Source organism: Pseudomonas sp. WS 5410 (genome assembly GCF_012985645.1).
GTDB classification, from domain to species: Bacteria; Pseudomonadota; Gammaproteobacteria; order Pseudomonadales; family Pseudomonadaceae; genus Aquipseudomonas; species Aquipseudomonas shahriarae.
Window position 1 is genome coordinate 76,134 of sequence record NZ_JAAQWS010000018.1, and the last position, 13,568, is coordinate 89,701.

General features: G+C 60.9%; 12 protein-coding genes. 5 read left to right on the forward strand and 7 right to left on the reverse strand.

Annotated elements, in window-relative coordinates; all coding sequences use genetic code 11:
- Positions 1-12: 12 nt before the first annotated feature.
- The gene (gene ppnN, locus HBO24_RS23145) at positions 13-1,386 is read right to left on the reverse strand and encodes a nucleotide 5'-monophosphate nucleosidase PpnN (protein ID WP_169960249.1); all 1,374 of its coding nucleotides are present in this window, start codon (positions 1,384-1,386) and stop codon (positions 13-15) included.
- 328 nt (positions 1,387-1,714) lie between these two features.
- On the opposite strand from ppnN, the gene fabV reads away from it, so the two are divergent.
- Both fabV and HBO24_RS23155 read left to right on the forward strand, forming a co-directional pair.
- Positions 1,715-2,908 carry an enoyl-ACP reductase FabV gene (gene fabV, locus HBO24_RS23150; RefSeq protein ID WP_170060395.1) on the forward strand — a complete coding sequence of 398 codons (1,194 nt, stop codon included), beginning with the start codon at positions 1,715-1,717 and terminating at the stop codon, positions 2,906-2,908.
- A 186-nt stretch (positions 2,909-3,094) separates the two neighbouring features.
- Complete coding sequence (locus HBO24_RS23155) at positions 3,095-3,718, forward strand: HAD family phosphatase (protein ID WP_169960247.1); 624 nt, start codon at positions 3,095-3,097, stop codon at positions 3,716-3,718.
- Here HBO24_RS23155 and HBO24_RS23160 read toward each other — a convergent pair.
- Positions 3,715-4,620 carry a LysR family transcriptional regulator gene (locus HBO24_RS23160; RefSeq protein WP_057438556.1) on the reverse strand — a complete coding sequence of 302 codons (906 nt, stop codon included), beginning with the start codon at positions 4,618-4,620 and terminating at the stop codon, positions 3,715-3,717. The genes HBO24_RS23155 and HBO24_RS23160 overlap by 4 nt on opposite strands.
- A gap of 98 nt (positions 4,621-4,718) precedes the next feature.
- Between HBO24_RS23160 and HBO24_RS23165 the strand changes: the two genes are divergently transcribed.
- Entirely contained in the window at positions 4,719-5,885 is a 1,167-nt protein-coding gene (locus HBO24_RS23165) for an aspartate aminotransferase family protein (protein ID WP_128592933.1), read from the forward strand.
- On the opposite strand, the gene punR is transcribed toward HBO24_RS23165, so the two are convergent.
- Positions 5,877-6,794, reverse strand: coding sequence for a DNA-binding transcriptional activator PunR (punR, locus tag HBO24_RS23170; protein ID WP_057438557.1), 918 nt, complete (start codon positions 6,792-6,794; stop codon positions 5,877-5,879). The two genes, HBO24_RS23165 and punR, sit on opposite strands and share 9 nt — an antisense overlap.
- Positions 6,795-6,915: 121 nt before the next feature.
- Between punR and punC the strand changes: the two genes are divergently transcribed.
- A complete protein-coding gene (punC, locus tag HBO24_RS23175) occupies positions 6,916-8,100 on the forward strand; it encodes a purine nucleoside transporter PunC (protein WP_115128661.1) in 1,185 nt (394 codons plus the stop codon).
- A gap of 1 nt (position 8,101) precedes the next feature.
- Here the strand turns inward: punC and HBO24_RS23180 are convergent, their stop codons facing one another.
- Positions 8,102-8,935: a nucleoside-binding protein gene (locus HBO24_RS23180; protein ID WP_120733672.1), complete on the reverse strand. Its 834-nt coding sequence runs from the start codon at positions 8,933-8,935 to the stop codon at positions 8,102-8,104.
- A 143-nt stretch (positions 8,936-9,078) separates the two neighbouring features.
- Positions 9,079-10,029 (reverse strand): LysR family transcriptional regulator, encoded by a 951-nt coding sequence (locus tag HBO24_RS23185; protein ID WP_057438560.1) that lies wholly within the window; start codon positions 10,027-10,029, stop codon positions 9,079-9,081.
- Between the two features lie 172 nt (positions 10,030-10,201).
- Here HBO24_RS23185 and HBO24_RS23190 point away from each other — a divergent pair, with 172 nt between their 5' ends.
- Positions 10,202-11,713 carry a nucleobase:cation symporter-2 family protein gene (locus tag HBO24_RS23190; protein ID WP_057438561.1) on the forward strand — a complete coding sequence of 504 codons (1,512 nt, stop codon included), beginning with the start codon at positions 10,202-10,204 and terminating at the stop codon, positions 11,711-11,713.
- A 134-nt stretch (positions 11,714-11,847) separates the two neighbouring features.
- Here HBO24_RS23190 and HBO24_RS23195 read toward each other — a convergent pair whose 3' ends face one another.
- Both HBO24_RS23195 and HBO24_RS23200 read right to left on the reverse strand, forming a co-directional pair.
- Positions 11,848-12,600, reverse strand: coding sequence for an alpha/beta fold hydrolase (locus HBO24_RS23195; RefSeq protein WP_057438562.1), 753 nt, complete (start codon positions 12,598-12,600; stop codon positions 11,848-11,850).
- A 141-nt stretch (positions 12,601-12,741) separates the two neighbouring features.
- A complete protein-coding gene (locus HBO24_RS23200) occupies positions 12,742-13,365 on the reverse strand; it encodes a hypothetical protein (RefSeq protein WP_120733667.1) in 624 nt (207 codons plus the stop codon).
- Between the last annotated feature and the right edge of the window lie 203 nt (positions 13,366-13,568).

Genomic DNA, 13,568 nt, shown 5'->3' on the forward strand with positions numbered 1-13,568 from the left:
TGGCAATCTGCCTTATTGCACCACGCGATAGCACGGCACATACGCCGCGCCGCCAGGCAGTTTCATCCGGTGCTGCTCCACAAACGCCTTCAACAGCTCATCCAGTGGTTTCATGATGGTCGGGTCGCCGTGGATCTCGTACGGGCCGTTCTGTTCGATCAGGCGGATACCCTTGTCCTTGACGTTACCCGCCACGATCCCCGAGAACGCCCGGCGCAGGTTGGCCGCCAGTTCATGGGGCGGCAGGGCATGGTTCAACTGCAGGCTGGCCATGTTGGCATGGGTTGGGTCGAACGGACGCTGGAAGCCTTCGTCGATCTTCAGCAGCCAGTTGAAGTGGAAGGCGTCGTTGCGCTCGCGGCGGAACTGTTTGACGTCCTTCAGGCCCGCGGTCATCTGCCGGGCGACTTCGGCGGGGTCATCAATGATGATCTGGTAGTGGGCCTGGGCCGCTTCACCCAGGGTCGCGCCGACAAACGCATGCAGCTGTTGCAGGTACGGCGCCGCCTGTTTGGGCCCGGTGAGGATGACCGGGAAGGGCACGTCACGGTTGTCCGGGTGCATCAGGATGCCCAACAGGTACAGGAACTCTTCAGCCGTACCGGCGCCGCCGGGGAAGATGATGATGCCGTGCCCGACACGCACGAAGGCTTCCAGGCGTTTTTCGATATCCGGCAGGATCACCAGTTCGTTGACGATTGGGTTCGGTGCTTCGGCGGCGATGATGCCCGGCTCGGTGAGGCCCAGGTAGCGCCCGCCGGTGATGCGTTGCTTGGCGTGGGAAATGGTCGCGCCCTTCATCGGACCTTTCATCACGCCCGGGCCGCAACCGGTGCACACGTCGAGGCTGCGCAGGCCCAGTTCGTGCCCGACTTTCTTGGTGTATTTGTATTCTTCGGTATTGATCGAGTGCCCGCCCCAGCACACCACGATCTTCGGCTCGACACCCGGGCGCAAGGTACGCGCGTTGCGCAACAGGTGGAACACGTAGTCGGTGATGCCCTGGGAGGTGCTCAGGTCGATGCGTTGGCTATCGAGTTCGTTTTCGGTGTAGACAATGTCGCGCAGGGCGCTGAACAGCATTTCCCGGGTGCTGGCGATCATTTCGCCATCTACGAACGCGTCGGCTGGCGCGTTCAACAGCTCCAGGCGCACGCCGCGATCCTGTTGATGGATGCGGACTTCGAAGTCCTTGTAGGCGTCGAGGATGGTCTTGGCGTTGTCGATATGGGCGCCGGTATTGAGGATGGCCAGGGCGCACTGGCGGAAAAGCGTATAGATGCTGCCGGAGCCGGCTTCGCTCAGTTGCTGGACTTCACGTTGTGACAGCGTTTCGAGACTGCCCTTGGGGCTGACGGAGGCATTGATGACTTGGCGTTGAGGCATTCTTATTCCCTGAAAGCGCAGCCACCGGGCGATGGACAGCCAGTGGCTTGAGGATGACGAGCGCCGAATACGGTCGCACAGGACGGGCATTTTCCCTGCCCTAAAGGCAGGACGCAAACTCTGTCCTGCCTCATCATGCCGCAGAACTTGCTGAATTCGCGCCCTTGTCGGAAAAATATAGTGCCTTTGGCTGGTGTGGATTGGATTTTGCGAACAGAAGAATTGCGACTATCGTGACGCTTCGGTTTTTCGGACGTCATAGACCAGTACGATTGACGCCGTAATGGCCACCATTGGCCATCGGCACCTTGGAAGAGGCAGAAATTTTATGATCATCAAACCGCGGGTTCGTGGCTTTATCTGTGTGACCGCCCACCCTGTTGGCTGCGAAGCGAACGTCAAAGAGCAGATCGACTATGTGACCGAACACGGTGCCATCGAAGGCGGCCCGAAGAAAGTCCTGGTGCTCGGTGCGTCCACCGGTTACGGCCTGGCTGCGCGTATCAGTGCCGCGTTTGGTTGTGGCGCCGACACCCTTGGCGTGTTTTTTGAAAAAGAAGGCGAAGAAGGCAAGCTCAGCTCTGCCGGCTGGTACAACAGCGCCGCTTTCCACAAGTTTGCCGCCGAAAAAGGCCTGTACGCCAAGAGCATCAATGGCGATGCGTTCTCTGACGAGATCAAGCGCCTGACCATCGAAACCATCAAGAAAGACCTGGGCAAGATCGACCTGGTGGTCTACAGCCTGGCCGCGCCGCGCCGTACTGATCCGCAGGGCGTGGTGCACAACTCCACCCTCAAGCCGATCGGCAAGGCTGTGACCCTGCGCGGGATCAACACCGACAAGGGCGTTGTGGTCGACACCACGCTGGAGCCGGCGACCCAGGAAGAAATCGACGGCACCGTCAAAGTGATGGGCGGCGAAGACTGGCAGCTGTGGATCGACGCCCTGCGTGACGCCGACGTGCTGGCCGAAGGCGCCAAGACCACCGCGTTCACCTACCTGGGCGAAAAACTGACCCAGGATATTTACTGGAACGGCTCCATCGGCGAGGCCAAGAAAGACCTCGACAAGAAAGTCCTGACCCTGCGCGACAACCTCGCCGCACTCAAGGGCGATGCCCGCGTCTCGGTGCTCAAGGCCGTGGTTACCCAGGCCAGTTCGGCGATCCCGATCATGCCGTTGTACCTGTCGCTGCTGTTCAAGGTGATGAAGGAGCAGGGCACCCACGAAGGCTGCATCGAGCAGGTCTACGGTCTGTTCAAGGACAGCCTGTACGGCAGCGATCCGAAGCTTGACGCCGATGGCCGCCTGCGTGCCGACCTGGCGGAGCTGGAACCGAAAGTCCAGGACGCCGTGGCGGCGCTGTGGAACCAGGTGACCGATGACAACGTCAACGAAATCAGCGATTTTGCCGGCTACAAGGCAGAGTTCCTGCGCCTGTTCGGTTTCGAGATTGATGGCGTGGATTACGACGCGGACGTCAATCCGACTGTGAAGATTGAAGGTCTGGTTCAGGTTTAAGCTCTAACAAACTAAGCGAAACCCTTGTGGGAGCTGTCGAGCCCCGGCGAGGCTGCGCTAGCGGTGGTTCAGGCAACATAATGTTGCAGTGCCGCCGCTATCGCAGCCTCGCCGGGGCTCGACAGCTCCCACATTTGCTTCATGCTGGGTGTTCCAGTGACCACACTCGGCTAACGGAGGATCTTCATGACGATTCGTGCAGTAGTTTTTGATTTCGGCGGTGTCCTGTTTGATTGGAGCCCGCAGCATCTGTACCGCAAACTGATTACCGGTGACGAGGAGCGCCAATGGTTCCTCGAGAACATCTGTACCCAGGCCTGGAACACCGAACAGGACGCTGGGCGCACCCTGGCTGAAGCCACCCACAGCCTGATCGCCGAGCACCCGCAACATGAGGCCCTGATCCGGGCCTACTACGACCGCTGGCATGAAATGCTGCGCGGCCCGCTCGCCGACGGCGTAGCGATTCTTGAAGACCTGCATGAGGCTAAAGTGCCGCTGTTCGGCTTGACCAACTGGTCCGCTGAAACCTTCCCCTATGCTCGCGCCAACTACCCCTTCCTGAAGTACTTTCGCAATATCGTGGTGTCCGGCGAGGTAAAGCTGATCAAGCCCGACCCTGCGATCTACCGCGCCAGCCTTGACCAGGTGCGCGCCCATTTGCCGGATATCCGCCCCGAAGAACTGGTGTTTATCGACGATGTGGCTGAAAACGCCCACGCTGCCAGTGCTGTGGGCTGGCGGGGTATTCATCATGTATCACCCGAGCAGACCCGCGGTGAGCTGAAGGCCCTGGGGGTGAATTTCTAACGCGCCCATTGTTCGATCACGAAGTCGACGAAGGCCCGCAGCTTGGGCAGGCGGTAGCGGTCCTGTGCATATAGAAGGTGCATGGAGCGCGAAGGTGACTGATAACCTGGCAGTAGCGCCACCAGTCGGCCCGCCAGCAGGTCGGCGGCCACCAGGGCGTCGGGTAGCATCACGATGCCCATGCCTTCGACGGCCGCGCGCTGCAGGGCCTGGGAGCTGTTGATGGTCATGGGCCCGGACACGGCGACTTCGACTTCACCCTCGGCCCCCCGTAGGCGCCAGAGCTTGTCGGCGTTGCGCCAGTCATCGGTCGATGGGTAGGCGAACGCCAGGCAGTCGTGGTTCTGCAAGTCCATGGGTTGCTGGGGTGTACCCCGGCGCGCCAGATAATCCGGCGATGCGCACAGGGTCATGGTGTAGTCCTGCAAGGGCCGGGCGATCAGGCTTGAAGGTTGCAGCTCACCCAGGCGGATCGCGACGTCGAAGCCACTGTCGATCAGGTCCATCGTTTGATTGCTCAACACCACGTACAGCTGGATCAGCGGGTAGCGGCGGGAAAACTCACTGAGCGCCGGTGCCAGGCGCTCGGCCCCGAACGCGGGCGGTGCGGTGATGCGCAGCAACCCTTGGGGCGCTTCGCGGTGGACCTGTTCCGCCAATTGCTCGGAGTTGGCCACCAGCCCCAGGACTTCCAGGCAGCGCTGGTAATACAGGCCGCCGAACTCGGTCAGGCTTTGCTTGCGGGTCGTGCGCTTGAGCAGGCTGACGCCGAGGCGTTGTTCCAGGGCGCGCAGGTGGTTGCCGACCATGGTCGTAGACAGGCCGCAGACCTGGGCGGCTGCGGTCATGCTGCCGGTTTCTACCACTTTGACGTAGACGCTCATTGCCTGGAACAGATCCATTATCAAGTCCTGATTTAAAGTCATTGCAGGTATGCGCAGTTTATCCAGCTTGAGTGGCTAACGATACTAAGGCCATGACCTTGATGGAGCCCGATGCCATGACCGCCGCTTGCCTGATGACCACCTATCAACCCCTGGCCCTGAGCTTTGCCCGTGGCTTGGGCACCCGCCTGTGGGACCAGCAAGGCCGTGAATACCTTGACGCGGTGGCCGGGGTTGCCGTGACCAATGTCGGTCACTCCCACCCGCGGCTGGTGACGGCAATCAGCGAGCAAGCCGGGTTGCTGTTGCATACCTCCAACTTGTACGGCATCGACTGGCAGCAAAGGCTGGCCCAACGTTTGGCCCGGCTATCGGGCCTGGATCAGGCGTTTTTCAACAATTCTGGCGCCGAGGCCAATGAAACCGCGTTGAAACTGGCGCGCCTGCACGGTTGGAAAAAAGGCATCGAGCAGCCGCTGGTGGTGGTCATGGAGAACGCCTTCCACGGCCGCACCCTGGGCACCATGGCCGCCAGTGACGGGCCATCGGTACGCCTGGGGTTCCAGCGTTTGCCGGGGGATTTCATCAAGGTCGGCTTTGGCGACCTGACGGCATTGGACGCAGTGACCCGTGAGTTTGGCGCCCGGATAGTCGCGGTATTGCTGGAGCCGATCCAGGGTGAAAGTGGCGTGCAACTGGCCCCGCCGGGCTATCTGAAAGCCTTGCGCGCCCACTGCAGCCAGCACGGTTGGTTGTTGATGCTCGATGAGATCCAGACCGGCATTGGCCGTACCGGCACCTGGTTTGCCTTCCAGCAGGAGGGGATTGTCCCGGACGTCATGACCCTGGCCAAAGGCTTGGGCAACGGCATTCCGATTGGCGCCTGCCTGGCCCGTGCCTCGGTGGCCAAGCTCTTCACCCCAGGCAGCCATGGCAGCACCTTTGGCGGTAACCCGCTGGCGTGTCGCGTGGGCTGCACGGTGCTGGATATCATCGAGGAACAAGGCCTGCTGGAGAACGCCGCGCGCCAGGGCGAGCGGCTGCTGGCGCGGCTGCGAGTGGAATTGAGTGAGCATCCGCAGGTGCTGGCGATCCGTGGTCGTGGCCTGATGATCGGCATTGAACTGGCCACGCCGCAGCGCGACCTGGCCGAACGGGCTGCACGGGAGCAGGGGTTGTTGCTCAACGTTACGCGGGGCAAGGTCATTCGCCTGCTGCCGCCCCTGACCCTGGACAGCAAGGAAGTGGAGATGATTGTGCGGGCCATCGCTCGGTTACTGTGAAGCGGGTCCGTTCAGCCACTCCTGGTTCAGCGTCTGGCTATCCCCCAGGTAGTCCAGGAGCCAGGCCATGGCGGGTGACAGTTTGTTCTGCGCCCAGGCCACGCAGGACGGGCTGGCCGGGAAGGGCCGGGACAGTTGCAGGGCCGCCAGTTCACCGCTGTCGATCAATGGCTGCACCAGGTGCGCCGGCACCATGCCGACGCACAACCCGTCCTGCAGGCAATCCATGGCCGATGCCCAGTTGGGGACCACCAGGCGCCGCTGGTTATCCAGGGTCCAGGTGTCGCGCTTGGGCAGGTTGCGCGAAGTGTCGGTCATGCACAGCGACGCAAAGGGTCGCAGTTGATCGTCACTGAGCAAACCGTCGAGCTGGGCCAACGGATGCCGGGCGCTGACCACACACAGCCAGTTCAACAAGCCCATATCACGAAATGTGAAGTGGCTGGCCACCGGCACCGCGCTGGTGGCGCCGATCACGATATCGGTGCGCTCGTCCGCCAGGGCGTCCCACACCCCGTTGTACACCTCGTACTCCAGCAGCAGCTCCACTTCCGGGAACTGGCGATAGAAGTCCAGCACCAGTTGCCGGCAACGCTGCTGTTTGACGATGGAGTCCACCGCCACCTTCAGCTGGCCGCTCCAGCCATTGGCCACCTGCTGGCACAGTCGGCGGGTGCCGAGCATGGTTTTCATCACGCCACGGGCTTCGTCGATAAACAGGCGGCCGGCGGGGGTCAGCTCTACATCGCGGTGGCGGCGGATAAACAGCGGCACTGCCAGCCATTCTTCGATTTGCCGCACGGTGTAGCTGATGGCCGAGGGTACGCGGTGCAGTTCCTGGGCGGCAGCGCTGAAGCTACCGTGACGGGCCACGGCATCCACCACATCCAGGGAGTATTCGGACCACATGAGGGTGCCTTCAAAAATATTGATAAGAGCGTCCAATTATTATCGCTTCACAGGGCAACTGCCAGCTTCATAATAGGCGCCAGTCAGCAAATTGTTTGATGGCAGTACTTACAAGGCTTCAATGAAAAACTCTTTTGGTTTTACCTGGTACCTGGCGGGGCTGAGCATGCTCGGCTATCTGGCCATGGATATGTACTTGCCCGCGTTCGGCGCCATGGGCGAACACCTGCAGATTTCCCCCGGTGCGGTGGGGGCCAGTTTGAGTATCTTCCTCGCCGGTTTTGCCGTGGGGCAACTGCTCTGGGGGCCGCTGTCGGACCGCCTGGGGCGCAAGCCGATCCTGCTGGCCGGCCTGAGCCTGTTTGTGCTCGGCTGCCTGGGGATGTTCTGGGTCGAGACCGCGCCGCAACTGCTGGCGTTGCGTTTTGTACAGTCGATTGGGGTGTGCAGCGCCGCAGTCAGTTGGCAGGCGCTGGTGATTGACCGGTACCCGGCCGACAAGGCGCACCGAGTGTTTGCCAGTATCATGCCGCTGATGTCCCTGTCACCGGCGCTGGCACCGTTGTTGGGGGCGGTGGTGTTGAATCACTGGGGCTGGCAGGCGATCTTTGCCGTGTTGCTGGTCGTCTCGCTGTTACTGCTGTTGCCGACTCTGTTCCTCAAACCGATGCCCAAGCGCCTGGCCACTGATGGCGAACAGTCGCGGCTGGGTTACGGGCAATTGTTCAAGTCGCGGGTGTTTACCGGCAATGTGATGATCTTCGCCGCGTGCTCCGCCAGCTTCTTCGCCTGGCTCACGGCCTCGCCGTTTATTCTCGGTGGCATGGGCTACAGCCCCAATGACATCGGCCTGAGTTATGTGCTGCCGACCCTGGCGTTTCTGGTGGGCGGCTACAGCTGCCGCAGTGCCCTGCAACGGTTCCAGGGCAAACTCCTGTTGCCGTGGTTGCTGGTGGCCTATTGCGTGAGCATGGTGGCGTTGTATCTGGTCGCGACCTTGACGGTTCCGACGTTGACCACCTTGCTGATTCCGTTCTGCCTGATGGCCCTGGTCAACGGCGCCAGCTATCCGATTGTGGTGGCGAATGCGCTGATGCCGTTTTCGGAAAACTCCGGCAAGGCCGCCGCCCTGCAAAACACCCTGCAACTGGGCTTGTGCTTTGTCGCCAGCCTGCTGGTGTCATCCTTGCTGGAGCAGCCGTTGCTGGTCACGGTGATCGTGATGCTGGCGACCGCGCCGCTGGCGGTGCTGGGTTACTGGCTGGCGCGGACCAAGGCGGATGAGTCGCAGATGGCGCCGGCCTAGCCTAGAAGGTCACTTCCATATTCAATGTCGGTGTCGAGGTGCGGCTGCCACGGCCGCCATCGACCCCGAACTTGTTATGCCAGTATTCGTAGCCTACCCCCAGGTACAGGTTGGGCTTGACGCTTTTGCCCGGCCGTACCGCGACCATCAGCGCGGTGCGCATCAGGGTTTCTGCGGCGGTGTCGCGACTGTTGTAGTCATGGCCTTTGTCACCGACATGGTTGATAAAGCCCTGGAACTTCGCGCCATGGTTGCCGAGTTCGAATGGGCGCATCCAGGTCAGGTTGAGCATGTAGGTGTCGTCGAAGGTGTGGTTCGGATCCTTCGCACCGGGGATGCCGGAATGGTTGTTTTCCTTGTAGTACATCAGGCTCAGGTCCAGCACCCCGACCGTATTGAACTTCACGGTCGGCCCGATCACCAGGGCGCGTTTTTTCGCGGATGCCAGGTTGTTGTTGCGGTTGGCATCGAACCCCAGGGTCAGCGCGTAATCCTTGATCAGTCCGGTGCCCAGCGGCCTGTCGAAGACCCGTGACGCATACAGCTGATGGCGGTAGACCGCATACACCTCGCTGCCGCCGTGATCGGTGCCCTTGCGTGGGTCACGGCTGTCGGACAGGAAGACGTCGAGGTTGAGGAAGTTGCTGCCGTACTGGTAACCACTGGCATGGGTGAAGCTGTAGATGCGCTTGCTGAATTCGTCGGGGTTGTTCGGATTGGTGAACTGTTGTCCGTAGCGAAATCCTACGCTGTTGTTCATCCATTCCACCGCGACAGCCTCCCCGCCGCCGAGGAGTGTGAGTAATACGGTTGCGCCGTGCAGTGCCTTTTTCATTGTTTTAGTTCCTTTGGCGTTTGGCTCGTGGCAGCCGTGCAGGGGCCGCCGGGCGCAGTATCGACACAACCGCCGTGATGCTCAAAGAACAGAATATCGACTGGGCTGCTGCCGAATCGGCAGCACTGAAGCTGGCCTGAAGGTCAGGAAATACGCGGTGTACAGGGCAATTCTTCGCGTTCACGCAAAGCGATTTCCTCGCTGATCAGGTGGGCCATCGACTCGACCGCCGTGGGCAAATCCCGACCTTTACGCGCATACAGCCCCAGGTCGCTGAACATCCCGCCCTGGTCGCTCAAGGGAATGTGCAGCAACTCACCCCTGGCCAAATCGGCCTCGATCCCGATGCGCGTCTGGAACGCCACCCCCAACTGCTGGCGCGCCAACTGCCGCGCCAGTTCCATGGAATTGCTTTGCAGCAAGGGCTTGTGCGCGGCCGACGAGCGCTTGTGCAGCGGGGCGATCAGGTGATGGATCGACAGCTCGCTGTTGGCCTGGATCACCCCGTGCTCGGCGCACAGGGTGTAGCTGACGCTGGCATGGGAAGCCAGTGGATGCCCCGGCGCCACCAATGCCCCGAGGCGGAAATGGCCGACACACAGTTGCGTGGTTTCCGCGCTGCGCGGCAGGGCAAAGGCCAGCCCCAGGTCTGCCTGGCCATTGATCACCGCCGCCGGAATGGATTGTGAGCCCTGCACGGTCACACCGATGGTCACCGCCGGGTAGCGCTGGCGCATGCGTTTGAGCACGGCGGGCAGCAACTCCACTGTCGCGCCTTCCACCGTGGCGATCTCTACATGCCCGGTCTGTACCTGGTTCAGGCCTTCCAGTTCGCCGCGCACCCGTTCCACATCCTGCAACACCAGGGTCACATGGCGGGTCAGGATTTCCCCGGCCGCAGTCAGGCGCAGCCCACCGGGCAGGCGCTCGAACAGGACTGCGCCGACTTCGTCTTCGAGTTTGAGAATCTGCCGGTTCACTGCCGACGAGGCCACGTTCAGCCGGCGCGCGGCTTCGCGGATCGAATGGCAGCGGCGGACCATATCGAAGTAGCAAATGGCCGCAGAGTGGATACGCAGCGTGCGGTTGAGCATTTTTTTCAGGTCCTTGTGGGCACGGCTTGAGGCCTTTGGGCAGGGCGGCTGAATGGATTTTTGTAACGTCGATAGCGGGCATCTTGTGGAAATGATTGTATACAACTCTATGGACATCCAATCTTTCTATTGCATACAGTGAGCGCACAACAAAAACAGAGAACCCCTCACCATGACTATCCCGAAGGCGTCACCGCAACGGCCAGAAGATGAGAATCTTGGCGTCGCTGCCAACATGGCTTACGGCCTGCAGCATGTACTGACCATGTATGGCGGCATCGTGGCCGTGCCGTTGATCGTCGGCCAGGCAGCCGGGTTATCCCCCGCCGACATTGGCCTGTTGATCGCTGCGTCGCTGTTTGCCGGTGGCCTGGCCACGCTGTTGCAAACCCTGGGCCTGCCGTTTTTTGGCTGTCAGTTGCCCTTGGTGCAAGGGGTGTCGTTTGCCGGTGTGGCGACCATGGTGGCGATTGTCGGCAGCGACGGCGCGGGCGGTGTGCCAGCGATCCTGGGCGCGGTGATGGCCGCGTCGCTGATCGGGTTGCTGATCACCCCGATATTCTCGCGAATTACCAAGTTCTTCCCGCCGCTGGTGACCGGAATCGTGATTACCACCATTGGCCTGACGCTGATGCCGGTCGCCGCCCGTTGGGCCATGGGCGGTAACAGTCGCGCCGCTGACTTTGGCAGCATGCCGAACATCGGCCTGGCGGCCATCACCCTGGTGCTGGTGCTGTTGCTGAGCAAGGTGGGCAGCGCCACCATTTCGCGCCTGTCGATCCTGCTGGCGATGGTGTTTGGCACATTGATCGCGGTATTCCTCGGCATGGCGGACTTCTCCACCGTGACCCAGGGCCCGATGATCGGCTTCCCCACGCCGTTCCACTTCGGCATGCCGACCTTCCATGTAGCCGCGATCCTGTCCATGTGCATCGTGGTCATGGTGACTCTGGTGGAAACCTCGGCGGATATTCTGGCGGTGGGCGAGATCATCGACACCAAGGTTGACTCCAAGCGCCTGGGCAACGGCCTGCGTGCCGACATGCTGTCGAGCATGTTTGCGCCGATCTTCGGTTCGTTCACCCAAAGCGCCTTCGCACAGAACGTTGGCCTGGTGGCGGTGACCGGGGTCAAGAGCCGCTATGTGGTAGCCACGGGTGGTCTGTTCCTGGTGATCCTTGGCCTGCTGCCCTTTATGGGCCGGGTGATTGCGGCAGTGCCCACCTCGGTGCTGGGCGGCGCCGGGATCGTATTGTTCGGCACCGTGGCGGCCAGTGGGATCCGCACGCTGTCCAAGGTCGATTACCGTAACAACATGAACCTGATCATTGTTGCCACCTCCATTGGTTTCGGCATGATCCCCATCGCTGCGCCGAGCTTCTACGATCAGTTCCCCAGCTGGTTTGCGACCATCTTCCACTCGGGGATCAGCTCCTCGGCGATCATGGCGATCCTGTTGAATCTGGCGTTCAACCACTTCACAGCCGGCAACTCGGACCAGCAATCGGTGTTCGTCGCCGGCACCGAGCGCAGCCTGTGCTTCCAGGATGTGGCGGCACTGCGGGATGGGGACTACTTCAGCAAGGGCAAATTGTTTGATGCCGAGGGCAAGGAGATCCCGGTGGTGGATGCATCACCGCAGAAAGCGACGGTGGCGGGGCGGGCTGAAACCAGCGAGGTGTAACGCCACAAAAAACTGAATGTGGCGAGCTTGTGTGGGAGCGGGCTTGCCCGCGATAGCGGTGGGTTAGTTGATCACTATTTGACTGACACTCCCCCATCGCGGGCAAGCCCGCTCCCACATTGGATTTGTGGTGTTTAGAAGACCGTTGGCGAGCACACCTCATCCAAAAATTTCACCACTGTGCCCATGCACGGCTGGCGCTCCTCCACATGGGGCATATGGCTGGAGTCTTCAAACAGCGCTCCGCGCACATCGCCGATTTCATCGAGGAACGCTTTGAATTCCAGGGAAGCGGCCTGGTCGTGGCGCCCGGAAATCACCAGGGTCGGCACCTTGATCTGCGACAACCGGCCAATGTCGAGGGGGCCATGCAAGGCGTTGTACACCGTAGGGTCGGCCGCCATCTGCGCGAAGGTGCGTGCCACTTCTTCGGGCCACGGGTTGATCCGGCACAGGGGCTGGTCATCGAAGCCGGCCGCCAGGTTGGCAGCGATAAAGGCGCACAGGCCCCGGGGTTGGCGAATCGCGTGTTCACTGCCGAGTCTGCCGCCCCAGGCGTGCCCGAGAATCGCGTAATGGTTGTGGATGTGCAGATGGTCGAGCAGGTTGTCCAGCTCTTCGAGAAACAGCTCAAGCGTCCAGAAATCTGCGGGCTGGTGGGGCAGGTGGGTGGAGTGGCCATTGCCCAGTTGGTCATAGTGAATCACCGCATGCCCACTGGCTGCCACGTCCTTGAAGGCTTCCAGATAGTCATGGGTACCGCCGGGGCCTCCGTGGAGGATGACCAGTGGGGCCTTGCCGCTGTCGAGGTTGCCGGTCACGCGATACCACGTCTGGTAACCGCGAAAGGCTGCATAGCCTTGGCGGGTCTGTTCGATGAATTCCATTTCCGGCCCTGCCATCAAAAATTGGTCGGGTACACGATAGTTTGAACAAAACGTTTAAGTAACTGGCAAAACGGCTAGGTTTTCGTGGCGAGTCGGCAAGGCCCTGGCGGGTGTTCATCGACAGGCCCGCTAACAGTGCTGTCAGTCGGACAGCAGTTTGCTCAGGGCGCCTATATCCATCGCTTCATTGATCGTCACAGGGGCCGAAAAGGTAAAGCGCTCCTTATAGAGCGATTCATATTCCATATCGGCAAACACTTCATTCTCTTGCAGGAAAAGACTGAGTTGAAACAGGCAATAGCCCCCAAATAGTGTGCTCTTGGTCGGCGATAGGATGGCTATCTCATTGCCGGGCCTGACAGCCGCACCCTCGGTGGGCCAGCCTTTGGAGAAGCACTCGGGTTTTAGCCGGGCTTTTTTCAACACGGCTGGCCAACGGCTGTCACCCAGACCGTCGAATTGTTCGCCACCCACCCGGATTTTGAATGAGGTGATGATGCCGGGCCCGATACCTTCGTTGGAAAGATACAGGCCTGCTTTTTCTGCGGTCAGGTGGGGGGTGACCATCAGATACGGCCTGACAGACAGCCGGTTGTGCTCACGCATCAAGTCCAACTGCCAGAAGGAAATCGACGCGGCGGCAATGGAAATCACCACGGCCGCCAGCGAGAGGACTGTGCCGGAGGAGAACCGGGGCTTTTTCGGTGTCAGGGCAGTGGTGGGGCGACGGGGTTTGAAAAGGGGATGGTCATGCTTCTTTTTCACGGGGCGACGTCCTGTCGGGAGGGTTGCAAGATAAATCTCGGGCAAAAAAACCTGCATGTCTGCAGGCTGCTGCTGGCGTGGGGCTCACGACCTGAACTCGAATATACAGACAGGGCATTGATGCCCCCCCGGAGGATGAGGTCACAAGCGTTTTTATACCGGCCGGGCCACGGCCAGATCCTTCCCTGGATCTGGCGACAAAC

Excerpts from the sequence above, each read along its gene's own strand:
- ppnN (WP_169960249.1), bottom strand. The coding sequence starts at position 1,386 with ATGCCTCAACGCCAAGTCATCAATGCCTCCGTCAGCCCCAAGGGCAGT.
- fabV (WP_170060395.1), top strand. The coding sequence starts at position 1,715 with ATGATCATCAAACCGCGGGTTCGTGGCTTTATCTGTGTGACCGCCCAC.
- HBO24_RS23155 (WP_169960247.1), top strand. The coding sequence starts at position 3,095 with ATGACGATTCGTGCAGTAGTTTTTGATTTCGGCGGTGTCCTGTTTGAT.
- HBO24_RS23160 (WP_057438556.1), bottom strand. The coding sequence starts at position 4,620 with ATGGATCTGTTCCAGGCAATGAGCGTCTACGTCAAAGTGGTAGAAACC.
- HBO24_RS23165 (WP_128592933.1), top strand. The coding sequence starts at position 4,719 with ATGACCGCCGCTTGCCTGATGACCACCTATCAACCCCTGGCCCTGAGC.
- punR (WP_057438557.1), bottom strand. The coding sequence starts at position 6,794 with ATGTGGTCCGAATACTCCCTGGATGTGGTGGATGCCGTGGCCCGTCAC.
- punC (WP_115128661.1), top strand. The coding sequence starts at position 6,916 with ATGAAAAACTCTTTTGGTTTTACCTGGTACCTGGCGGGGCTGAGCATG.
- HBO24_RS23180 (WP_120733672.1), bottom strand. The coding sequence starts at position 8,935 with ATGAAAAAGGCACTGCACGGCGCAACCGTATTACTCACACTCCTCGGC.
- HBO24_RS23185 (WP_057438560.1), bottom strand. The coding sequence starts at position 10,029 with ATGCTCAACCGCACGCTGCGTATCCACTCTGCGGCCATTTGCTACTTC.
- HBO24_RS23190 (WP_057438561.1), top strand. The coding sequence starts at position 10,202 with ATGACTATCCCGAAGGCGTCACCGCAACGGCCAGAAGATGAGAATCTT.
- HBO24_RS23195 (WP_057438562.1), bottom strand. The coding sequence starts at position 12,600 with ATGGAATTCATCGAACAGACCCGCCAAGGCTATGCAGCCTTTCGCGGT.